The sequence below is a fragment of the Serratia sp. NFX21 genome (assembly GCF_048517035.1).
Lineage (GTDB): Bacteria > Pseudomonadota > Gammaproteobacteria > Enterobacterales > Enterobacteriaceae > Serratia > Serratia quinivorans.
This window is the reverse complement of the sequence record NZ_CP183196.1, coordinates 3,849,120-3,871,225: the sequence shown is the minus strand read 5'-3', so window position 1 is coordinate 3,871,225 and position 22,106 is coordinate 3,849,120. Positions and strand designations below refer to the sequence as shown.

Sequence of the window (22,106 nt, the reverse complement as noted above, 5' to 3'; positions counted from 1 at the left end):
TACCCGTCATCTTTCAAGCCGCAGCGTTGTTACCTGCACTCAGTTATGTGGCCCGTCCATGGGCCACACCCCTTCGGGGCCGCTGCAAGCAGCGTTCAAATCTGCTCCTGGCAGATTTGTCACCCCAGTAACTTACTCGAGTAAGCGCCTGGGGATGAGCGAGCTGGGCGCCTAGCTGCGACTTGAAAGCTATAGGGTATACATTCAAGCTTGCAGGGGCGATCAAATAACCGCTTATTCTGGCAGGTTGGGGCGATAAATCCGCTGCGGACGGCCCACTTTGCCGTAAATGATTTCTGCACGCAGCTGCTGGGCGGCGGTACAAAACTCCAGATAGCGGCGTGCGGTGGTACGGCTTAGCCCCATTTTTTGCGCAACGCTTTCAGCGGTGTGGCTGCTGGAGGCGTGATCGAACAAGGCGCGGACTTTTACCAGCGTCAGTTCATCAATGCCCGCTGGTAGCGCAGCCTGCTGTTCACCGCGTGCGTAGGTGTTGAACATCTGATCGATGCGGTGCTGGCTAAGTCGCGCTTTGTCTTTCAGCGCCAGACGCCGCTGGCTAAAGCGCAGCAGCGTGTGGGCCAGACGATCATAGGCCAAGGGTTTGATCAGGTAATCGAACACCCCGTAACGCAGCGCTTCGGCCACGGTATCCATATCGCTGGCGGCGGTTATAAACACGATGCCGCCGACATAACCACTCAGGGTCAGCTCACGCAGCAGCTCAATGCCCTGGCCATCGGGCAGGAAGTTATCCAGCAGGATCAGATCCGGTTTGAAGCGCTCAGTCATCATACGGGCTTGCGCCAGGGTACCGGCCAGCCAGATTTGCCGACAACCGCCGTTCTGCCGGATAAACTCCGCATGCATCTCCGCCAGCGGCGTCTCATCTTCGACGATCAGTATATTCAACCATTCCATAGTGAATCTCGTCTCCCCATCGTCTTTAAATATGCAATCAACATGCTAATAAAATGTAAGTTAATTGCCGCGTAAAATAAAGATTATCTCAATAATAAACACCATAAAAATAATTAAGTAAATAAAGAACATTAAATAACTTATTAACCAGAGGTGGTTTGTGAAACAGGTCAATAATTGGCTATTTTTTTCTGATTACTATCGTTTAATCAAATGCGGGCCATGATTTTAACTGTTTTATCTTTATGGTTTTTAAGGTTTTAATTCCCCGTCGGAATGTTAATTGATGTTCGTTTTCTGTTTTATTTGTTATTTATTAGTTAACCCAGAGAGTGTGATATGTTGGGCGATGCCATATTTGACCGAGTGAAAAGATCAGATCATAAAAATATTGCGCAGATTAATACCTTCCTGCGGAGTAACGATCTGAATATTGATACGACGGTTGAAATATTTATTACCGTTACGCAAAACGATAAGTTGGTCGCCTGCGGCGGCATAGCAGACAATATTATCAAGTGCGTCGCTATCAGCCCACAAATGCGTGGCGAAGGCTTGGCACTGCGGCTGGCGACCGAACTGGTGAATCTGGCGTATGAACGCCACCACACCCAGCTATTTATCTATACCAAAATCCAAAATGAACCGCTGTTCCGCCAGTGTGGTTTTTATCCGATAGCCCAGGTGCCGGGCATCGTGGTGCTGATGGAAAACAGCCCGTGCCGCCTGAAGCGCTATGCCGCCCAACTGGCGGGTCAGCGGCAGCCGGGCAAGCGCATTGGCAGCATTGTGATGAATGCCAACCCCTTTACCCGTGGTCACCAATATCTGGTGCGCCAGGCGGCCGAAAAGTGCGACTGGCTGCACCTGTTTTTGGTCAAGGAAAACACCTCGCGTTTCAGCTATGAAGACCGGCGGCGACTGGTGCTGGCAGGCACGGCAGACATTGCCAACCTGACGGTGCATGAAGGCTCGCAATACGTCATTTCCCGCGCCACTTTCCCTTGTTACTTCATTAAAGATCAGGGCATTGCCGACGACTGCTACACCGAGATCGATCTGAAGATCTTTCGTCAGTATCTGGCACCCGCGCTGAGCATCACCCACCGTTTTGTCGGCAACGAACCGTTCTGCGCGGTCACCGCGAAGTACAACCGCGATATGCGTTATTGGCTGGAAACCCCGGCATTATCCAGCCCGCCAATCGCGCTGGTAGAAATTGAGCGTTTGCAATATCAGGGCACGGCAATCTCCGCCTCCTGGGTGCGCAAGCTGTTGGCCGCGGGTGATTTTCACGCCGCCGCGCCGCTGGTGCCACCGGACACCCTGTATTACCTGCAAGATTTGCAAACGCAGCGCCGGGCCAAACCGGCGGCCACCCCCTTTGAATCCGCACAATCAGGTGAAAGATGAAAATTATCCGAGAAGCAATGGCCGGCACGCTGGAATCCAGCGATGTCATGGTGCGCATCGCCCCCGCCGAGGGGCCGGAACACGACCTGCTGATCGCCAGCAGCGTGGAAAAACAGTTTGGCGAAGCCATCCGCCAGACGCTGTTGCAGGTGCTGCAGCACTACCAGGTGGAGCCGGTGCAGGTGATGGTGGACGACAAAGGGGCGCTCGACTGCGTACTGCGGGCCCGACTGGAAACCGCGCTGATGCGTGCCTGCGACAATGGCCAACTGCCTTGGGGAGCGCCTAATGAAAACGCTGAATAAACACCGCCTGCGTCGCAGCATGCTGTTCGTGCCCGGTGCCAACGCGGCGATGGTAAGCAACGCCTTTATTTATCAGGCCGATGCGCTGATGTTCGATCTGGAAGACTCGGTGATCCTGCGTGAGAAAGACGCGGCGCGGCGGCTGGTTTACCACGCACTGCAACATCCGCTGTATCAGGAAGTGGAAACCATTGTGCGGGTTAACGCGCTGGATTCCGCCTACGGCCTGGCAGATCTGCAGGCGGTGGTGCGGGGCGGTGCGGACATTGTGCGCCTGCCGAAAACCGACAGTGCGCAGGACGTGGTGGACATGGATCGCGAGATTGCCGCCATTGAAGCCGACTGCGGACGCCCGGTCGGCAGCACCGGCCTGCTGGCGGCGATTGAGTCGGCGGCGGGTATTACCCAGGCGGTGGCGATTGCCCATGCCTCACCACGGCTGATCGGCATTGCGCTGGGAGCGGAAGACTACGTGCGCAACCTGCGTACCGAGCGTTCTCCGGAAGGCATCGAACTGTTGTTCGCACGTTGTTCATTGCTGCAGGCGGCTCGGGCGGCTGGCATTCAGGCGTTCGACACGGTTTATTCCGATGCCAATAACGAAGCCGGTTTCCTGCAGGAGGCGGCGCTGATCAAACAGCTCGGCTTCGACGGCAAATCCCTGATTAACCCCCGGCAGATCGAACTGTTGCACAACCTGTATGCACCCACCGCCAAAGAGGTGGCCCATGCCCAGCGGGTGGTGGATGCCGCGGCGGCGGCGGAGCAGGAGGGGCGCGGCGTGGTGTCGCTCAACGGCAAGATGGTCGACAGCCCGGTGATTGAACGCGCACGGTTGGTGCTGCAGCGTGCAGCGCTTTCCGGCATCCGCGAAGCCTCGGTTCAGCATGGAGAGGAAGCATAATGAAACGCCAACAACGACTGATGACCCTGAATAATTTGGCGGAGTTGCGCTGCTATCAGGCGTCCTCCAAGGCTAACCAGCAGGCGAGCAAACCCCGTGATATCAAACGCTGCGACACGCTGGAACAGGCGGTGCGCCGCAGCGGATTGCAGGATGGCATGACCATTTCTTTCCACCATGCGTTTCGCGGTGGCGATCTGGCGCTAAATCAGGTGATGGAAACGCTGGCGGCGATGGGGTTCCGTAACCTGACGCTGGCTTCCAGCTCGCTGAGCGAATGCCATGCGCCGCTGGTCGGCCATATCCGCAACGGGGTGGTGAGCCGTATTTATACCTCCGGCGTGCGCGGCCCGCTGGCGGACGCCATCTCACGCGGCCTGTTGGCCGAACCGGTACAAATCCACTCCCACGGCGGTCGGGTCAACCTGATCGAATCCGGCGAATTGAGCATCGACGTTGCCTTCCTCGGGGTACCGGCCTGCGATGAGTTCGGTAATGCCAATGGCTACAGCGGCGAAGCCTGCTGCGGCTCGCTGGGTTACGCCAAAGTGGATGCCGACGCGGCGGGCACCGTGGTGCTGCTGACCGAGGCGATTGTGCCTTATCCGCATCATCCGGCCAGCCTGGCGCAGGATCGGGTGGATCTGATCGTTCAACTGGCAAGGGTGGGCGACGCCGACAAGATTGGTGCCGACGCCACGCGCATGACCTCCAACCCGCGTGAACTGCTGATTGCCCGTCGGGCCGCCGAAGTGATCGCCGGTTCCGGCTACTTTACCGAAGGTTTCTCGCTGCAGACCGGCACCGGCGGCGCCTCACTGGCGGTGACGCGTTTTCTGGAAGACAAAATGCGCGCGCGCGGTATCCGCGCCGGTTTCGCACTCGGTGGCATTACTTCGACCATGGTGGATTTGCATGAAAAAGGGCTGATCACCCGGCTGCTGGACGTGCAGAGCTTCGACCGTGCGGCGGCGATGTCGCTGGCGCGTAACCCCAATCACATAGAAATCAGTGCCAATCAATACGCCAACTTCAGCTCGAAGGGGGCTTCAGTCGACAGGCTTGACGTGGTGGTGCTGAGCGCGTTGGAAATCGACACCGGTTTTAACGTTAACGTGCTGACCGGTTCCGATGGTCTGCTGCGCGGAGCTTCCGGTGGCCACTGTGACACCGCAGCCGCGGCGCGGCTGGCGATCATCGTGGCACCGCTGGTGCGCGGGCGTATCCCAACGCTGGTCGAGCAGGTCACCACCTGTGTCACGCCCGGCTCCAGCATCGACATTCTGGTTACCGATCATGGTATTGCCGTCAATCCTGCTCGGCCGGAATTGGCGCAGCGGCTGCAAGAAGCCGGTTTGCCGGTGGTCAGCATCGACTGGCTGCGCCAGCGCGCGCTGCTACTGACCGGTGAACCTGAGCCGATCGTCTTTACCGACAAGGTGGTGGCGGTAGTGCGCTATCGCGACGGTTCGGTGATCGACGTGGTGCATCAGGTGGCGGAGTAATCCCATGGCTAACGTCCCTCCCGAACTGGCCGCCAACCGCGCAGTCAGCCTGCCGGAATTGCTCACCAGCCGTGAATGCCGTCAGGCCCGGCAACAGGCGTGGCTGGCGCAGCATCAGTCCACCTTGCTGGTGTTGACGCTGGTGGTGCCCGGCGCGGTAAAAGACAGCGCGCTGACGCGCAATATCTTCAACCTGGGCTGGCAGGCGCTGCAGCAAATGTGGGGCGAGCAGGGCTGGCACTGCCTGCAGGCCGAAACGCTGGCGCTGTCCACCGGCTGCGAGGGTTTTGTGGCGTTGCAGGCAGACGCACAGCGGGTGAAAGACTGCGCTATCCAGTTGGAAGTGCAGCAGCCGATTGGCCGACTGTGGGATATCGACGTGCTGGACTCACAGGGGCGCATTTTGTCGCGCCGCGATCTGGGGTTGGCGGAGCGTCGCTGTCTGCTGTGCAGCCAACCGGCCAAACTCTGCGCCCGTCAACGGCAGCACGGCAGTGAACAGCTACTGCAGGAAATGGAAAGGATGCTCAATGATGCACTCGCTACCCGCTGAGCCGGTCAGCTATGCGCCACAAACGAAGATCGGTGACTTCGCCCACGCCGCCTACCGCGCGCTGTTGGTGGAAGTGAATCTGACCCCCAAACCGGGGCTGGTGGATCGTCACAACAACGGGGCTCATCGGGATATGAACCTCGGGCATTTCTACCGTAGCGCCCGCGCCATTGGCATCTGGCTGCCGCGCTTTGTCCGCCAGGGCCGCGACGATGCCTTCCGCCCGGTGGCCGAGCAGCTATTGCGGCTGCGGCCGCTGGGGCTGGCCTGTGAAACCCATATGTTCCAGGCCACCGGCGGCGTCAACACCCATAAAGGCAGCGTGTTTTCTCTCGGCCTGTTGTGTGCCGCCTTCGGCCGTCGTTACCAGCGACAACACCCTATTAACGCCAAAACCTTGTGCGCCGAGGTGGCGGCAATGTGTCACGGGTTGGTAGCGCGTGAGCTGCAACAGCACAACGCGTTACAGACTGCCGGTCAGCGGCTGTTTGCCGAACATGGCCTGAGCGGCGCTCGCGGCGAGGCCGAGTCCGGCTTCGAGCGGGTGATCAACGGCGCGCTGCCGCTGTATCGACAACGGCTGAACGCCGGCTGTGATGAGCAGACGGCGCTGATGGACAGCCTGCTGTGGCTGATGGCTCACAACGACGACACCAACGTCGCGTCACGCGGCGGCATCGAAGGCTTGCGCTGGTTGCAGCAACGCGCCGCAGAGTTGTTGGCTAAGGGCGGGGCGCAGGGCGAGCAGGGCATTGATCGCCTGCGGCAGTTCGACGCCGAATGCATCAGGCGCAATCTCAGCCCCGGCGGTAGCGCCGACCTGTTAATCGTCACCTGGCTGCTGGCGCAGTTAGCGAACTAAAAACAATAACCCGTCTTCAGGAGAATTTTATGTCCGAAACCAAGGAAAAAGTCTGGAAAACGCTGGCACCGCTGCTGGTGTTGGCGATCCTGCTCTGGATACCCGCCCCGGAAGGGATGCCGCCGCAGGCCTGGCGTTACTTTGCTATTTTTGTGGCAATGATTGTCGGCATGATCCTGGAGCCGATCCCGGCGACGGCGATCAGTTTTATCGCCGTGACCCTCAGCGTGTTGAGCGCCAACTGGGTGCTGTTTGGTGCGCAGGAACTGGCAGAACCGGGCTTTAAGGCCGGTAAAGAGGCGCTGAAATGGGGGCTGGCGGGGTTCTCCAGCACTACCGTGTGGCTGGTGTTCGGTGCATTTATTTTCGCGCTTGGCTACGAGGCTACCGGGCTGGGGCGGCGTATCGCGCTATTTATGGTGAAGTTTATGGGTAAGCGTACCCTGACGCTCGGCTATGCGGTGGTGATCATCGATATCTTGCTGGCGCCGTTTACCCCGTCCAATACCGCGCGTACCGGCGGTACCGTGTTCCCGGTGGTGAAAAACCTGCCGCCGTTGTTCGACTCGTTCCCCAATGACCCTTCCTCGCGCCGTATTGGCGGCTACCTGATGTGGATGATGGTAGTGGGGACCAGCATCAGCTCCTCAATGTTCGTCACCGGTGCCGCGCCCAACGTACTGGGGATCGAGTTCGTCAGCAAGATTGCCGGCGTGCATATCAGTTGGATGCAGTGGTTCCTGGCCTTCCTGCCGGTTGGGCTGTTGCTGTTGATTATCGCGCCGTTGATCTCCTATTACCTGTACAAACCGGGCGTGACCCACAGCAGTGAAGTGGCGACCTGGGCCAATACCGCGCTGAACGAGATGGGCAAGCTGACGCGTCAGGAAATCAAGCTGATTGGTCTGGTGCTGCTTAGCCTGTGTCTGTGGGTGTTTGGCGGTAAGGTGGTGAATGCCACCACGGTCTGCCTGCTGGCGGTATCGCTGATGCTGGCGTTGAATGTGGTGTCGTGGAAGGCGATCACCCAATATTCCAGCGCCTGGAACACGCTGGTTAACCTGGCGACGCTGGTGGTGATGGCCAACGGCCTGACGCGCTCCGGCTTTATCGACTGGTTCGCCGAGACCATGAGCACCCATCTGGACGGTTTCTCACCGGAGATGACGGTGGCGGCGCTGGTGTTGGTGTTCTACTTTGCCCACTATCTGTTCGCCAGCCTTTCGGCGCACACCGCTACCATGCTGCCGGTGATCCTGGCGGTCGGCAAGGGGCTGCCGGGGGTGCCGATGGAGGAACTCTCGATGTTATTGGTGCTGTCGATCGGCATCATGGGCGTGCTGACGCCTTACGCCACTGGTCCGGGGGTGATCATCTACGGCTGCGGCTATGTGAAATCGAAAGACTACTGGCGCATGGGCGGCATTCTCGGCGTGGTGTATATCGCCGCGCTGCTGATGATCGGTTGGCCAATCATGCGTTTGTGGCTGTAAGTTTTTGAGTTAATGGCGGCCATCTGCGGATGGCCGCTGGGCAGACCTTTCCTTGTGATATCCATCACACACTTTCCCCGTTAACCTCTCCATCATAGCGAGGCAAACGCTAACACACTAAAAATAATCATATTCCTGGAGCCTCTGCGGATGAAAAGAAAAGCCTTATTGCTGTGCTTGCCGTTATTAATCACCGGGACTGCCCTGGCAGAAACCAACGACTATCAATTGGATCAGGTGCTGGTGATGAGTCGCCATAACCTGCGTGCGCCGCTGGCCAATAACGGCAGCGTGCTGGCACAGTCCACGCCTAAAGCCTGGCCGGCCTGGGACACGCCGGGTGGCCTGCTGACCACCAAGGGCGGGGTTCTGGAAGTCTATATGGGCCACTATTTTAACGCCTGGCTCAAGCAAACCGGCGTTCTGCCGCAGGAAGGCTGCCCAACGGCCGGCAGCGTTTACGTTTATGCCAACAGCCTGCAGCGCACGGTAGCGACCGCGCAGTTCTTTACCAACGGCGCTTTCCCGGGTTGCGACATCAGCGTGCATCATCAGGACAAAATGGGGGAGATGGATCCGACCTTTAACCCGATCATCACCGACAACAGCGACGCTTTCAATCAGCAGGCGCTGGGGGCGATGAATAAAGAGCTGGCCTCGCTGAAGCTGGATGCGGCCTATAAACAGCTGGCGAAAATCATCGATTACAAAGACTCCAACAGTTGTAAGACCGACAAGCGCTGCGATCTGACCAAAGAAGCCAGCAAAATGAGCGCAGTGCCGGGCAAAGAGCCGGGCGTCGCCGGCCCGTTACGGGTGGGGAACTCGCTGGTGGATGCCTTTATGCTGCAATATTACGAAGGTTTCCCGATGAAGGACGTGGCCTGGGGCAAAATCACCACGCCGCAGCAGTGGAAGCAGTTGGCGCAGTTGAAAGACGGCTATCAGGATTCGCTATTCACCTCGCCGGTGGTGGCGCAGAACGTGGCCAAGCCGCTGCTGACTTACATCAACGGCGCATTGATTGGTGAGCGCAAGCCGGACTCCCCGAAAGTGACGGTGTTGGTCGGTCACGATTCCAACATTGCTTCGCTGCTGTCGGCGATGGAGTTCCAGCCATATCAACTGCCGCATCAATACGAGAAAACGCCGATTGGCGGCAAGCTGGTGTTCCAACGCTGGCACGACAAGAAAAACGATCGTGACCTGCTGAAGATTGAGTACGTGTATCAATCGACCGACCAGTTGCGCAATGCCAGCCCGTTGACGCTGAAAACCCCGCCGCAGCGCGTGACGCTGGCGCTGAAAGGCTGCCCGGTGGATAAGCAGGGCTACTGCGCCTGGAGCGACTTCGAAAAAACCATGAAAGACATTCTGTAATCCCGCCATTCCTCTCTCCCGGTTGCGGGGGAGAGGATCCTGTTTGGATGATTACGCTTGAAACACCCCCGCCAATCACCTAGCATTTAAGTAAGTCTTGCCTGGGAGGGTTAACCGATGCGGCCATCAATCGTATTAGCTGAAAAACGTCATGCTGTTCGCGAAGCGGTAGGGCTGTTTCATTCTGCAAATCCGCGCGTCTTTGGGTCGGTGCTAAATGGAACTGACAGAGACGGCAGCGATCTTGATCTGCTTGTGGATGCACTACCCGGTGCGACAATGTTTGACTTGGGTGGCTTGCAGGCCGAACTCGAGGCGTTGTTGGGGATTCAGGTTGACCTATTGACACCTGCCGACTTGCCGGTCAAATTTCGGGCTAAGATTCTTGCCGAGGCAAGACCAGTATGAACGAGAATCGGCTTGGCGATTACCTCGATCATATGGTACGGGCCGCTTCAGATGCATGCAACTTTGTTGATGGTGTGAGCCAGGAAGATTTTCTTGACGATAAACGCACCCAACAGGCAGTAATAATGAGTCTGATCATCATAGGTGAAGCCGCCACCAAAGTGATGGACAATAATGAGCTATTTACTCAACAGCACCCGGAAGTGCCTTGGCGCAGTATGCGAGGCATGCGTAACCGAATTGCACATGGCTATTTTGATATTAACCTCGATGTGGTTTGGGCTACGGTGCAAACGGCCCTACCTGAGTTATTGATCCAGTTACGTGCCTTACGTCATGAGGTTGATGACAAAAACTGAAGCGTCATTGCTACGCTCCCAACATGGACAACCTGTGTTCTCTTCTTTTATCCCCAGCATTGAATGGCTGAACCTGGATGATTACCCAGGACGGGTTGCCCGTTGCCGCTTTTCTTTGGCGAACTATCAGGATGGCTGTTTCGACGCCATTGGCATGAGCATCCCCGAACATCTGGCCCGTGCCGTGCCGAAGCGGCGGGCGGAGTATCTGGCCGGGCGTTACCTGGCGCGGGAGTTGCTGGCTACGCTGGGGCTTGCTGATTTCACGTTGTTGCGCGGGGAAGACCGTGCGCCGCAGTGGCCGCAGGGCATCGCAGGGGCAATCAGCCATAATGCGGATACCGCGCTCTGCGCCGTACACCGGGAGAGCGGGCTGGGTGGCGTGGGGCTGGACGTTGAAACGTTAATCCCCACGGCACGGGCGGAGGAGCTATGGGGGGCTATCATCAGCGAGACGGAATATGAATACCTGCGCGCCCAACCGCAGGCATTCAACTGGCTGCTGACGCTAGTGTTCTCCGCCAAAGAAAGCCTGTTCAAAGCCTTGTACACACAGGTACGTAGCTATTTTGATTTTCTCGATGCACGCCTGGTGGCGGTTGATATACAGCAACAAACCTTTGCATTCGAACTGCTAAAACATCTCACGCCGCATTGCCACGCTGGCCGCCGTTTTGGCGGTCGTTATTGGCAACAAGGTGACGATGTCACAACTTTTATCTGTTTATAATCAATGAAATGAAAAAGTTGCACTGTCACATTAATCACAAGGCCCGTCGCCGTCGAACCAGGTGACGGGCGCCCTCCGATACCAGTAACAGCACCGCCAGCCAGATCGGAATATAGGTCAGCCATTCATCCCGGCCGATGCTTTCGCCAAGTAGCAGCGCCACGATCACCAGTAGCACCGGCTCTACGTAGCTCAGCAGGCCGAACAGGCTGAACGGCAGCAGGCGGCTGGCCAGGATATAACACACCAGCGCGGCGGCGCTGATTATCCCCAGCAGCGGAACTTGCCAATAGAGCGCCGGGCTGATGCTCAGCGCCGCCAGCGGCCCGTTGCCACCGAAGGCGAACCAGGCGGCCACCGGTAACATCAATGTCAATTCACACCACAGCCCACCGAGGTTGTCGGTGCCGAAACGGCGGCGCAAAATAAAGTAAACCGGATAGCCCAGCGCCACCACCAGCGTGGTCCAGGAGACGCCGCCCACCTGATACAGCTCATTACCAACGCCGATAATGGCGCAGGTAACCGCCAGTTTTTGCAGCAATGAAAGCCTGTCGCGGAAGATCAAACGCCCCGCCAGCACCATGGTCAGCGGCAGCAGGAAATAGCCCAGTGACACCTCCAGCGCTTTGCCGTGCAGCGGCGCCCACAGGAACAACCACAGCTGAACCCCCAGCAGCGCCGAGCTCAGCGGCAGAAACAGCAGGCGGCGCGGTCGTTGTTTTATCCAGCACAGCGTCTCGCTGACCTTGCGCCAGTCGGCGGAAAACAGCATAAACAGCGTCAAAAACGGCACGGTCAGCAGGGTGCGCCAGCCAAACACTTGCTCACCGTCGAGCGGCGTCAGAGTGGAAGTGTAGTAATACATCACGCCGAACAATATTGAGGCGATAACGGAAAGCGCTATTCCTTTAATCACGGGCTGTCCTGAAAAGTTATTGATTTTATTGCCGCCCACTCTAGTGAAGTTTGGTGCTGACAACAATGCCGCGTATCACACTGGACAATCGGCAGTGGCGAGTTAAAATAAATACTGTGTATTAATACAGGTGTTATGCGATGACCCTCGATCTTTTTGAAGACTCCGTACCGCCGCCATGGCGGGAACAGATTGCTCCCGGCGCGGTGGTGATGCACGGTTTTGTGCGCGATCACGGTCCGGAGTTGCTGGCGGCAGTGAATGGGGTGATCGCTCAGGTGCCGTGGCGGCATATGACCACGCCGGGCGGTCACGTGATGTCGGTGGCGATGAGCTGGTGCGGCAACGGCTGGAGCAGCGACAGCCGCGGCTACCGTTACTCGGAGCGCGACTCGCGCAGCGGCAAACGCTGGCCACCGATCCCGGCTATCCTGATGGCGCTGGCGGATGAGGCGGCGCAGCAGGCGGGTTTTGCCCCTTTCGTGCCGGATTCCTGCCTGATGAACCGCTACGATCCGGGCAGCAAGCTCTCGTTGCATCAGGATAAGGACGAGCATGATTTCGGCTCGCCGATCGTTTCCGTCTCACTGGGACTGCCGGCGGTGTTCCAGTTCGGCGGCATGCAACGCAGCGATCGCGCCCAGCGCATACCCTTGGCACACGGCGATGTGGTGGTGTGGGGCGGCCCGTCGCGCCTGTGCTTCCACGGGATTATGCCAATTAAAGAGGGTTACCATTCGCTGGTGGGGCCACACCGCATTAACATCACGCTACGTAAGGCGCTTTAACTGCGGCTCTTTTGCCAAACAGGCAACCAGATAGTCGATAAACACCCGCAGCTTGGGCGGCAAGTGCTGGTTGGGGCCATACAGCAGCCACAGGCCGCCGTGGTAACTGCTGAGAAAGTCCCATTCCGGCAACACTTGCACCACTTCACCGCTGTCCAGCGCCTGCCGGGCAGTAAAGTACGGCAGGCTGCCAATGCCAATGTGCTGTTTTACTGCATCCAGCCGCACGCCGGTGTGGTTGGCGGCATAGCGTCCGTGTACGTTCACCGTCACCGTTTTACCCTCTCGCCGGAATTTCCAGCGGGCGTCGTTGGGCGTTTCCCCCAGATAAATGCAGCTGTGCTGCGCCAAATCCTGCGGATGCTGTGGCGTGCCGTGCTGCGCCAGATAACCGGGGGTGGCGCACAGCAGGTGTTCGATAGTCATCAATTGGCGGCCAATCAAGCCGGGAGAAGGGCGCTCGGTAATACGCAGCGCCAGATCGACCCGATCGTCAATCAGATCCATATAGCGATCTTCCAGCCGCAGGCGAACGTCTACCTTGGGGTAACGGCGTAAAAACTCCGGTATGTGCGGGTGCAACACAAAGCGACCCACCGCCTTGGGGACGCTGACGCTGACCAGCCCTTCGGGTTCCACCGCCCCACGGCCGCTGAACGCCATGACCGAGTTCGCGGTGTCCAACATGCTGCGACAGCGCAGAAACACCTCTTCGCCTTGTTCACTCAGGCGCAGCTTACGCGTGGTGCGGTGCAGCAGTTGCAATGCCAGCGCCTGTTCGAGTTTGGCCACGCTGCGGCTGGCAGCAGAAGGGGAAGTGCCCAGCCGACGGGCAGCGGCGGAAAAACTGCCGCTCTCAACGACCTGAACAAAAACGGCCATTTCGGCCAGCAGCGAATGAGAGAGATTTGTGCTCACAGCGCAAAGGTCCATTGTATCTTTGATGGATTATGCTTTGATTATGGCATGAATATAATGGAGCCACTAACCAGGAGAAAAACCATGACCGAACGGCTTTATTATTATAGCGATGACTTACAGGGCGAAGCACAGGTGCTGGCCTGTACTCCGGTTGAAGACGGCGGATACGCGATAGAGCTGAACGCCACGCTGTTCCACCCGCAGGGCGGCGGACAACCGGCCGACGGCGGCCTGCTCGGTACTATCCCGGTGCTGCGTGTGGCACAACAGGGCGAAAAAGTGCTGCATTTTACCGCCGAACCGCTGCCCGAAGGGCCGGTGAGCGTAACGGTTGATGGCGAACTGCGCCGCTTGCATACCCGTTGGCATTCCGCCGGACATCTGATTGGCTGGTTGGGTGAAACGCGCGGCTGGCAGCCGGTCAAGGCGCACCACTGGCCGGGTGAAGGACGTATTACCTTCGTGCCGGACGCAGAACCTCAAACCCTGGATCAGGATTTCCTGCATGCGGAGTTGGCGCGGCTGATTGCGGCGGATTTCCCACGCAAACAACTGACGGTTGACGGCCTGCGTCAGGTAGGTTTTGGTGAATTGCCTACATATGGTTGCGGCGGTACCCATGTCCCTTCCCTGGCTGAACTGGGTAGGATAAATATTACCGCGCTCAAGATGAAAAAAGGGCAGTTGATCGTGCAGTATGAGCTGGGCTGAGGTTTGATCCGGACCGATTATTTCGTCGGCCCGGCCTGTCGCAGCATGGTGCAGAAAGCACACTGGCATCCCGCCTGCGGCAGCGCTGCGCAGGTGCCGATGTTGACCGCTTGCGCGTCCAGCGCGTGAAATCCGTAAAACAGATTCTCCAGGCTGTTTTCCGCTGAGCGCGTCTGTTCCGGTTGCGTCTCGGGCACTTTGGACTGAAACGCGGCGGCGCGTCCGGCTAACAAGCCAAGGAACAACAGCGAGAGCTGAATTTTCATTTTCGTCTTCCCGGTTTGATTTCTGATACGTTATAACAAAACATCTCTTCTGCCAACCACCGATGCCTTGTGCATTTTCCGCCATTGGTTAGCGAAATTAGTTCGTTCAACTCCCCGCCGATTTGGTTTGTTATCTAACCCATAACATTCCGAAATAAAGAAGGCGTGGCACACAATGTTTAATTTCTCTTTCAATCGATTAACCAGCGGGATAACAGTGGCATTGGGACTGGCGGCGGCGATGAATCCGGCGCTGGCGTCGGTGCAGGGCGGCACGCTTGTCTACCTGGAACAGCAGGCTCACACCAACCTTTATCCGCCTTCCGGCGGTTTCTACCCCAACGGCGGTATCCTCAATCAAATCACCGACAAACTGACCTACCAGAACCCGCAAACGCTGGAGATTGAGCCGTGGATTGCCGAGTCCTGGAGCAGCAACGCCGATAAAACCGAATACACCTTCAAGCTGCGGCCTGGCGTGACTTTCTCCGACGGTACACCGCTGGATGCCAATGCAGTGGCGAAAAACTTCGATACCTATGGCCTGGGCAATAAAGAGAAACGTCTGCCGGTGTCCGAAGTCATCAATAACTACGACCACAGCGAAGTGATCGACCCGTTAACCGTCAAGTTTTACTTCAAGCACTCGTCTCCCGGCTTCCTGCAGGGCACCGCCACCATTGGTTCTGGCCTGGTTTCGCTCAGCACCCTGAACCGCAGCTATGACCAACTCGGTGATGCGCGCCATATCATCGGTTCCGGCCCGTTTGTGGTCAGCGCCGAGACGCTGGGGCGTGAGGTCAGCCTGAGCGTTCGCAAGGATTATCACTGGGGTCCGGCCAAATTGGCTCAGCAAGGGCGCGCTAATCTGGATGGCATCAAGGTGATTGTCACCGGCGAAGACAGCGTGCGCATCGGCGCACTGCAGGCCGGGCAGGCGGACTTTATTCGCCAGATCCAGGCCTACGACGAGAAGCAGACGCAGGAACAGGGCTTCACGATTTACGCGGCCCCCACGCGTGGCGTCAATGATAGCGTCGCCTTCCGGCCGGATAACCCGCTGGTGAGCGACCTGCGCGTGCGTCAGGCACTGCTGCACGCCACCGACAGCAAGCAAATTGTCGATACGCTGTTCTCGGTTAATTACCCGCAGGCCAAATCGGTGATTGCTTCTTCCGCCGCCGGTTTCGTCGATTTGTCCGCCAAGCTGAAATTCGACCCGGAGCTGGCCAACCGTCTGCTGGATGAGGCGGGCTGGAAAAAGGGCAGTGACGGCCTGCGCGAGAAGGACGGCAAAAAATTGCTGCTGAATGTCTATGAATCTCTGCCGCAGCCGCAGAACAAGGCGGTGCTGCAGCTGGTTTCGCAGCAGTGGGGCAAGGTCGGCGCGCGCTTGAACATTCTGGCGGGCGACGCCGGCAGCAAGGTGGCGGATAACCTCGATCCGCAGAAAACCCCGGCGGCGGTGGTGGAGGTGGGACGGGCGGATCCGGACGTGATTAAGAGCCAGTTCTACCCGACCAACCGCGATGCGCTGTTGCAGCAGGGCGGGACGGGCAAAAACAGCGCATTCAAAGATGACAAGCTGAACGCGCTGCTGCTGGGCATCGCCTCTGAGGTGGACCCGAAAAAACGCCTGCAGATTGCCGGTGAGGCGCAGAATTACCTGCTTGATCAGGCCTATGTGATCCCGTTCTTCGAGGAGCCGCAGGTGTTTGCCGGTGCACCTTATCTGAAGGGGGTTAGTTTCGAAGCGGTCGGTCGCCCGAGTTTCTACGGCGCCTGGTTAGAGAAACACTGAGGAGGCGATGATGAGCCGATATCTGGCGCGGCGCATCGGGCAGGCGCTGCTGGTGCTGTGGGCGACCTTTAGCCTGTCGTTTCTTCTGCTGCAGGTGCTGCCCGGCGATGCGATCCTGATTAAGTTCCAGAACCCGGACATGGGGCTAAGCCCGGCGCAGATCGCCGATATGCGCGCAGCCTATGGCGCTGATGTGTCGCTGTGGCAGCAGTATCTGCATGCGTTGGGTAACGTGCTGCGTGGGGATCTGGGGTATTCCATTCAGGCCGGGGTGCCGGTCACCGAACTGTTGGCCACCAACCTGCCCGCCACGCTGCAACTGGCAGTGCTGGGCTTCACGCTGGCGCTGCTTCTGGCATTGGCAATTGCCTTTATCTCCAACCTGACCGGTTTTGGCTGGCTGAGAGCGGCGCTGCAGTCGCTGCCGTCATTGTTTGTCTCGGTGCCGACCTTCTGGCTGGGGATTGTGCTTATTCAGGTGTTTTCGTTCCAGCTCAAGCTGATCCCGGTGATCAACCCGGGTGAATGGCAGGGGCTGATCTTGCCGATTGTGACGCTGGCGGTACCGATCTCCGCCCCCTTGGCGCAGATCCTGATCCGCAGCATTGATCAGGTGCAGACTCAGCCGTTTGTTGCCGTAGCTCGGGCTAAAGGTGCCAGCCGTAGCGGGGTGCTGTGGCGGCATGTGGCGCGTAACGCCATGCTGCCTGCGCTGACCATCGCCGGCATTCTGCTGGGTGAGTTGATCGCCGGGGCGTTGATTACCGAAACCGTATTTGGCCGTAGCGGGCTGGGACAACTCACCTTACAGGCGGTGCTGAACCAGGATGTGGCGGTGTTGCAGGCGATAGTCGTCATTTCCGCCGCCGCTTTCGTCACTCTCAACCTGCTGGTCGATCTGCTGTTCCCACTGTTGGATCCACGGCTGAAAACCCATACAGGAGCCGCCGTATGAGCAGTATTTCCTTTGAAAAAACTGTCGTGCCTGAGCGTGACCTGGGGGGCGTGGAAAGTGAAGGCACGTTACCGACCAGCCGTTCACGTCGTCGACGCGTGCCGCTGACGTTGCTGCTGGCCTGGGCAGTGATCTCCATCGCGGTGCTATGGGCGCTGGCCCCTCAGTTATTCACCGCTTACAGCGGCACTGAAGGCATCGCCGGGGCGCAGCGCCTGGCACCGGGTGGCGCACACTGGCTGGGTACCGATCAACTGGGTCGCGACCTGTACGCACGCATCGTTTATGGCGCCTCGCAAACGCTGTCTGCGGCGCTGGTGGCGGTCGCATTGGGTTTGCTGCTGGGCACGGCACTGGGGCTGATTGCCGGTGCGGTGGGGGGCATTGCGGACGAGGCGGTGATGCGCTTTGTCGACGTCTTGCTGTCGATCCCCGGCCTGCTGCTGTCGCTGAGCATCATTATTTTACTGGGATTTGGCACGGTTAACGCCGCCATCGCCGTCGGTATTACCTCGGTTGCCAACTTTGCCCGCCTGGCGCGTGCCGAGGTGGTGCGGGTGCGCCACAGTGATTACGTCGAGGCGGCCTATGGCAGCGGCGGCACCTTCTGGGCGGTGCTGTGGCGGCACATCCTGCCGAACTCTCTGACGTCGGTGGTCGCCTTCTCGGCGCTGCAGTTCGGCAGCGCTATTTTGGCGATCGCTACCCTGAGTTTTCTGGGCTATGGCACTCCGCCGCCGACGCCGGAGTGGGGGCTGTTGATTGCCGAAGGGCGCAACTATATTTCCACCGCCTGGTGGTTGACCACTTTTCCGGGGTTGGCGGTAGTGGCGGTGGTGCTGGCGGCCAATCGCATTAGCCGTGCGCTGGGGAGAGGGCAACCATGAGTATTCAGACGGCATTACAACGGGCGGCGGCCACGCCGGTGCTGGAGCTGGAGCAGGTGTCGATAGCCTATCAGGGGGCAACCGGCAGCCAACGGGTGGTGCATCAGGTGTCCTTCACCATTCAACCGGGGGAAGTGGTGGCGCTGGTCGGGGAGTCCGGTTCGGGCAAAACCACTACCGCGCAGGCGATCATTGGCCTGCTGACGGAAAACGGCCGTCTGGAGCAGGGCGCCATCCGTCTCAACGGCACCGATATCAGCCGCTGGTCGTCCCGACGGCTGGACGCGGTGCGCGGCGCGCAAATCAGTTTGATCCCACAAGATCCGTCCAGCTCGCTCAATCCGGTGAAAACCATTGGCGAACAGGTGGCGGAGATCCTCAATATTCATCACAGGTTACCGCGTAAGCAGGTGCAACAGCGGGTGGTGGCCCTGTTGACCCGTGTAGGTCTGACGCACCCGGAGCTGCGGGCTCGTCAGTATCCACATGAGCTTTCCGGTGGCATGAAACAACGGGTATTGATCGCTATTGCTATCGCGCTGCAACCGGCGCTGATTATCGCCGATGAGCCGACCAGCGCGCTGGATGTCACGGTGCAAAAGCGCATTCTCGATCTGATCGACGAGTTGCGGCAGGAATTTGGTACCGCGGTGCTGCTGGTGACCCACGATCTGGCGGTGGCGGCAGAGCGTGCCGACCGGCTGCTGGTGTTTCGCCATGGTCGGGTGCAGGAGCAGGGCGTGACCGCCGAAGTGCTGCGTGCACCTACCAGCGACTACACCCGTCGGCTGTTTGCCGACGTGCCATCGTTGACCCGTGTCGCCGTGCCAAAACCTAGCGAGGGCTTGCAAGAGTTGGCGATCCAGGTGAATGGGCTGGTGAAAGATTTCCGCCTGGCTGGTGTCGGGGGAAAAACTTACCGCGCGCTGGATCAGGTGTCGTTCAGCGTGCCGCGCGGCACCACCCATGCGCTGGTGGGGGAGTCTGGTTCCGGCAAGACCACTTTGGCGCGCTGCCTGCTCGGTTTCCAACGGCCGGATGCCGGACAAATCATCATCGACGGCGTCGACTTCACTCAGTTGAAGGGCGAGGCGCTGCGGCAGTTCCGTCGCCGTATTCAGTTGGTGTACCAGAACCCGTTCGGCTCGCTTGACCCGTCGCAGACGCTGTATCAGGTGATTGAAGAGCCGTTGCTGAACTTTGAGCCGCTGGGCAAAGCCGAGCGCTATCGCCGGGTACGTGAGCTGTTTGAGCGTGTGGCGCTGCCGGACGAGCTGCTGAGCCGTAAACCCCGCGAACTGTCTGGCGGCCAGCGCCAACGGGTAGCGATTGCCCGGGCACTGGTGCTGCAACCCCGGGTGCTGGTGCTGGACGAAGCGACCTCGGCATTGGATGTTACGGTGCAGGCGCAGATCCTGCGGCTGTTGCAGGATTTGCAGCAGGAACTGGGGCTGACCTATTTGTTTATCTCACACGATCTGGCCACGGTGCGGCAGATTTCACACAGCGTTTCGGTATTGCACCGGGGGATACAGGTGGACAGCGGCGCGACCGGCGAGCTGTTCGCCATGCCGGGCAGCGATTACACCCGTCAGTTGATTGAGGCCATTCCCGGCCGTCAGTTTTATGCCGAACAGCCCAAGAGTGAGGACGTATTCTATGAGCAGTAAAAGACTGGGGTTTTTCACCCGCCTGTTGGATCAGGGCAGCGCGCAACAGCGCTACCGGTTGGCGACAGAGCAAATCCTGCATGCCGAGCGGGCCGGGTTTGATAGTGCCTGGGTGGCGCAGCACCATTTTCATGAAGATGAAGGCGGTTTGCCCTCACCATTGGTGTTCCTGGCGCAGGTGGCGGCACGAACTCGTCATATCCGGCTGGGCACCGGGGTGATCACGCTGCCGATGGAGTCGGCCATTCGGGTGGCGGAGGATACCGCGGTGCTGGATCTGCTATCCGACGGCAGGCTGGAGGTAGGGATTGCCGCCGGGGGGACACCGTCTGCGTTTGGCGCCTTCGGTTTGGATGCCCAACAGCGCCATGCGGTGTTTGCCGACAACTTCAGTACCTTGCTGCGCGCCTGGCGCGGTGAGGCATTGGGTGGCGAAGATAACCGGTTGTACCCGGCAGCGCCACAGTTGGCAGAGCGGGTGTGGCAGGCGACCTTTTCTGTCGAGGGGGGCGAACGCGCGGGGCGGGCCGGTGATGGTTTAATGCTGTCGCGCACGCAACCGCGCCCGACGGATGCGCCAGATCTGCCGCTGGACGAATTGCAGAACCCGATTATTGATGCCTATCTGGCGGCGCTGCCGCCTGGCATCGCGCCGCGCATTATGGGCTCACGTACTGCATTAGTGACCGATAATAGCCAACAGGCGCGGGATTTTGCCGCACAGGGGCTGGGCCGGGGGCTTGAACGTCTGCGTGCCAGCGGCCACCGACCGGCTGACGAATCGCTCGATGGGCTGATCCGCGCCTTTGATGTGCATCTTGGCACTCCGGATCAGGTGATTGCTTCGTTGCAGAAAGACAGCGCGTTGGCGCGCGTGACCGACTTGGCCTTCCAGGTGCATTCCATCGATCCGCCGCATGCCCACATTCTGCGTTCTATTGAGCTGATTGCCCGCCATGTTGCCCCAGAACTGGGTTGGCAACGTCGCACTCCTGTTTCGAACTCCTACGAATATCACGCTGAGGAAAAGGTATGACTGCAACATTGAATAATGACGACCTGCTGGCCGTGCTGGCAGAGATCGCACCCGATTCCGCATTGGCGCAGGCTAGAGTGACGCGGCAGGCGGCGACGGATGCGATTCAGGCCAGCTATCTGGCGTTGTTCGCACCCGCCGATGCCGGCGATTTTCCGATAGCGCAGCGGCTGCAGACAGCGCAGCGCATCAGCGAATGGCATGCGGACAAACCCCTGGCGGCCCATTATGCGGCGTTGCTGCAACAGCAGGGCGGCGCAGAGGATAGTCCGCGTTTGCAGGCGGCGCTGGATCATGCCGAACGGCTGGCGTTCAAACCCGCCAGTGCTGACGCGCAGCATTTGCAGGCATTGCAGCAGGCCGGTTGGTCACTGGATGATATTGTCACCCTGTCGCAACTGATCGCTTTTGTCAGCTTCCAAAGCCGTTTGCTGACGGGCTATCGGCTGCTGGGTGGCAAGCCGGTCGAAAGTGGCAGTGCCTCATCCGTCAGAGCCGGCAGTTGGCGTACCGAGTCCGCTACCCTGAGCGGCCGCCATGCTCCGCCAAAGTTCACCCGTCAGGAGTTGGGTTGGGAACCGTGGATCGCCGCCAAACCGCTGGCGGAGTTTGATGCATCAGGTCAGGCGTTGTTAACGCGTTTCGGGCATAGCGACTCGGATTATTTTCGCCTGTTGGCACGTAACCATCCGGTACTGGAACAGCGAACGCTGGCGGACCGAGCCATTTTCTATACTCCGGGCGGGTTGGAACGTAAGGATCGCGAACTGGCGGCGACGGTCGCCAGCAAGGTGAACGGTTGTATCTATTGTGCCTCTGTACATGCACGCAAGGCGGCGCAGTTGTCCAAGAAAACGGACGAGGTGCAGCGCCTGCTGGACGTGGCTCCGGGCGGTGTATTGAGTGAGGGGCAAGGGGAAGCGTGGCGCGCACAGATCGATTTTGCCGCGGCGTTGTCCGCCACGCCGCCGCAGGCTAATGCCGATCATCTGGTAGCGCTGCGTGCGCAGGGCCTCGACGAGCTGGCGCTGCTGGACCTGGTGCAGTCGACGGCGTTCTTTGCCTGGGCAAATCGGCTGATGCTGACCCTGGGTGAACCCTTCGACGACCAATAAGCCTGCTGCCAACCACCGCTATATAAACCGGGGCGAAAGTTTTCGCCCCTAAGCAATTTAAGATAATAATTACCTTTTCAGGCATATCTTTAACGTTATTAACAAAGCGACATAACTCTTTTCGAAATTATAACGAAGAATTCAAACTGCATAAATTGCTCGCCGTCATGAATGCTCCGATACTGATTCCATCAATGAATTTAA

At 58.8% G+C, this 22,106-nt stretch carries 23 protein-coding genes; 19 read left to right on the top strand and 4 right to left on the bottom strand.

Going from position 1 to position 22,106, the window contains the following annotated elements; genetic code table 11:
• Positions 1 to 234: 234 nt before the first annotated feature.
• A complete protein-coding gene (gene dpiA / locus ACNT1W_RS18165; protein ID WP_261277534.1) occupies positions 235 to 921 on the bottom strand; it encodes a two-component response regulator DpiA in 687 nt (228 codons plus the stop codon).
• Positions 922 to 1,260: 339 nt separating this feature from the next.
• On the opposite strand from dpiA, the gene citC reads away from it, so the two are divergent.
• From citC to ACNT1W_RS18110, 11 genes are all read left to right on the top strand, one after another.
• A complete protein-coding gene (citC, locus tag ACNT1W_RS18160) occupies positions 1,261 to 2,334 on the top strand; it encodes a [citrate (pro-3S)-lyase] ligase (RefSeq protein ID WP_419245963.1) in 1,074 nt (357 codons plus the stop codon).
• Positions 2,331 to 2,639, top strand: a complete 309-nt coding sequence (gene citD, locus ACNT1W_RS18155; protein WP_012145888.1) for a citrate lyase acyl carrier protein — start codon at positions 2,331 to 2,333, stop codon at positions 2,637 to 2,639. The genes citC and citD overlap by 4 nt, the downstream gene beginning before the upstream one ends.
• Complete coding sequence (citE, locus tag ACNT1W_RS18150; protein ID WP_017893387.1) at positions 2,623 to 3,543, top strand: citrate (pro-3S)-lyase subunit beta; 921 nt, start codon at positions 2,623 to 2,625, stop codon at positions 3,541 to 3,543. Before citD ends, citE begins: the two co-directional genes overlap by 17 nt.
• Positions 3,543 to 5,048 (top strand): citrate lyase subunit alpha, encoded by a 1,506-nt coding sequence (gene citF, locus ACNT1W_RS18145; RefSeq protein WP_012145886.1) that lies wholly within the window; start codon positions 3,543 to 3,545, stop codon positions 5,046 to 5,048. Before citE ends, citF begins: the two co-directional genes overlap by 1 nt.
• 4 nt (positions 5,049 to 5,052) lie before the next feature.
• Positions 5,053 to 5,601, top strand: a complete 549-nt coding sequence (gene citX / locus ACNT1W_RS18140) for a citrate lyase holo-[acyl-carrier protein] synthase (protein ID WP_135344124.1) — start codon at positions 5,053 to 5,055, stop codon at positions 5,599 to 5,601.
• The gene (gene citG, locus ACNT1W_RS18135) at positions 5,579 to 6,463 is read left to right on the top strand and encodes a triphosphoribosyl-dephospho-CoA synthase CitG (RefSeq protein WP_419245962.1); all 885 of its coding nucleotides are present in this window, start codon (positions 5,579 to 5,581) and stop codon (positions 6,461 to 6,463) included. Before citX ends, citG begins: the two co-directional genes overlap by 23 nt.
• A 29-nt stretch (positions 6,464 to 6,492) precedes the next feature.
• Positions 6,493 to 7,956 (top strand): anion permease, encoded by a 1,464-nt coding sequence (locus tag ACNT1W_RS18130; RefSeq protein WP_259189855.1) that lies wholly within the window; start codon positions 6,493 to 6,495, stop codon positions 7,954 to 7,956.
• Between the two features lie 150 nt (positions 7,957 to 8,106).
• On the top strand, positions 8,107 to 9,336 hold the full coding sequence (gene agp, locus ACNT1W_RS18125; RefSeq protein WP_012145882.1) for a bifunctional glucose-1-phosphatase/inositol phosphatase: 1,230 nt from the start codon (positions 8,107 to 8,109) through the stop codon (positions 9,334 to 9,336).
• A 117-nt stretch (positions 9,337 to 9,453) separates the two neighbouring features.
• Positions 9,454 to 9,744 (top strand): nucleotidyltransferase family protein, encoded by a 291-nt coding sequence (locus ACNT1W_RS18120; RefSeq protein WP_112362513.1) that lies wholly within the window; start codon positions 9,454 to 9,456, stop codon positions 9,742 to 9,744.
• A complete protein-coding gene (locus tag ACNT1W_RS18115; protein ID WP_112362512.1) occupies positions 9,741 to 10,103 on the top strand; it encodes a DUF86 domain-containing protein in 363 nt (120 codons plus the stop codon). The genes ACNT1W_RS18120 and ACNT1W_RS18115 overlap by 4 nt, the downstream gene beginning before the upstream one ends.
• Positions 10,090 to 10,833, top strand: a complete 744-nt coding sequence (locus ACNT1W_RS18110) for a 4'-phosphopantetheinyl transferase family protein (protein WP_165366737.1) — start codon at positions 10,090 to 10,092, stop codon at positions 10,831 to 10,833. Before ACNT1W_RS18115 ends, ACNT1W_RS18110 begins: the two co-directional genes overlap by 14 nt.
• Positions 10,834 to 10,867: 34 nt before the next feature.
• Here the strand turns inward: ACNT1W_RS18110 and rarD are convergent, their stop codons facing one another.
• Positions 10,868 to 11,752, bottom strand: coding sequence for an EamA family transporter RarD (gene rarD / locus ACNT1W_RS18105; protein ID WP_112362510.1), 885 nt, complete (start codon positions 11,750 to 11,752; stop codon positions 10,868 to 10,870).
• A gap of 140 nt (positions 11,753 to 11,892) precedes the next feature.
• Here rarD and alkB point away from each other — a divergent pair, with 140 nt between their 5' ends.
• On the top strand, positions 11,893 to 12,540 hold the full coding sequence (gene alkB, locus ACNT1W_RS18100; protein ID WP_012145879.1) for a DNA oxidative demethylase AlkB: 648 nt from the start codon (positions 11,893 to 11,895) through the stop codon (positions 12,538 to 12,540).
• Here the strand turns inward: alkB and ACNT1W_RS18095 are convergent.
• Entirely contained in the window at positions 12,523 to 13,458 is a 936-nt protein-coding gene (locus tag ACNT1W_RS18095; RefSeq protein WP_207213191.1) for a LysR family transcriptional regulator, read from the bottom strand. The two genes, alkB and ACNT1W_RS18095, sit on opposite strands and share 18 nt — an antisense overlap.
• Before the next feature lie 84 nt (positions 13,459 to 13,542).
• Between ACNT1W_RS18095 and ACNT1W_RS18090 the strand changes: the two genes are divergently transcribed.
• Positions 13,543 to 14,172, top strand: coding sequence for an alanyl-tRNA editing protein (locus ACNT1W_RS18090; RefSeq protein ID WP_419245961.1), 630 nt, complete (start codon positions 13,543 to 13,545; stop codon positions 14,170 to 14,172).
• Between the two features lie 17 nt (positions 14,173 to 14,189).
• Here the strand turns inward: ACNT1W_RS18090 and ACNT1W_RS18085 are convergent, their stop codons facing one another.
• A complete protein-coding gene (locus ACNT1W_RS18085; protein ID WP_012145876.1) occupies positions 14,190 to 14,438 on the bottom strand; it encodes a hypothetical protein in 249 nt (82 codons plus the stop codon).
• Positions 14,439 to 14,613: 175 nt separating this feature from the next.
• On the opposite strand from ACNT1W_RS18085, the gene ACNT1W_RS18080 reads away from it, so the two are divergent.
• Genes ACNT1W_RS18080 through ACNT1W_RS18055 form a run of 6 tightly spaced genes read left to right on the top strand, consistent with a single transcriptional unit; the run spans position 14,614 to position 21,902 of the window.
• Positions 14,614 to 16,239 (top strand): TIGR04028 family ABC transporter substrate-binding protein, encoded by a 1,626-nt coding sequence (locus ACNT1W_RS18080; protein ID WP_135344129.1) that lies wholly within the window; start codon positions 14,614 to 14,616, stop codon positions 16,237 to 16,239.
• 10 nt (positions 16,240 to 16,249) lie between these two features.
• Positions 16,250 to 17,194 (top strand): ABC transporter permease, encoded by a 945-nt coding sequence (locus tag ACNT1W_RS18075; RefSeq protein WP_017893376.1) that lies wholly within the window; start codon positions 16,250 to 16,252, stop codon positions 17,192 to 17,194.
• Positions 17,191 to 18,081, top strand: coding sequence for an ABC transporter permease (locus ACNT1W_RS18070; RefSeq protein WP_419245960.1), 891 nt, complete (start codon positions 17,191 to 17,193; stop codon positions 18,079 to 18,081). Before ACNT1W_RS18075 ends, ACNT1W_RS18070 begins: the two co-directional genes overlap by 4 nt.
• Positions 18,078 to 19,751, top strand: coding sequence for a dipeptide ABC transporter ATP-binding protein (locus tag ACNT1W_RS18065; protein WP_419245959.1), 1,674 nt, complete (start codon positions 18,078 to 18,080; stop codon positions 19,749 to 19,751). The genes ACNT1W_RS18070 and ACNT1W_RS18065 overlap by 4 nt, the downstream gene beginning before the upstream one ends.
• Complete coding sequence (locus tag ACNT1W_RS18060) at positions 19,741 to 20,787, top strand: putative FMN-dependent luciferase-like monooxygenase (protein ID WP_419245958.1); 1,047 nt, start codon at positions 19,741 to 19,743, stop codon at positions 20,785 to 20,787. The genes ACNT1W_RS18065 and ACNT1W_RS18060 overlap by 11 nt, the downstream gene beginning before the upstream one ends.
• The gene (locus ACNT1W_RS18055; RefSeq protein ID WP_419245957.1) at positions 20,784 to 21,902 is read left to right on the top strand and encodes an alkylhydroperoxidase domain protein; all 1,119 of its coding nucleotides are present in this window, start codon (positions 20,784 to 20,786) and stop codon (positions 21,900 to 21,902) included. Before ACNT1W_RS18060 ends, ACNT1W_RS18055 begins: the two co-directional genes overlap by 4 nt.
• Positions 21,903 to 22,106 lie beyond the last annotated feature (204 nt).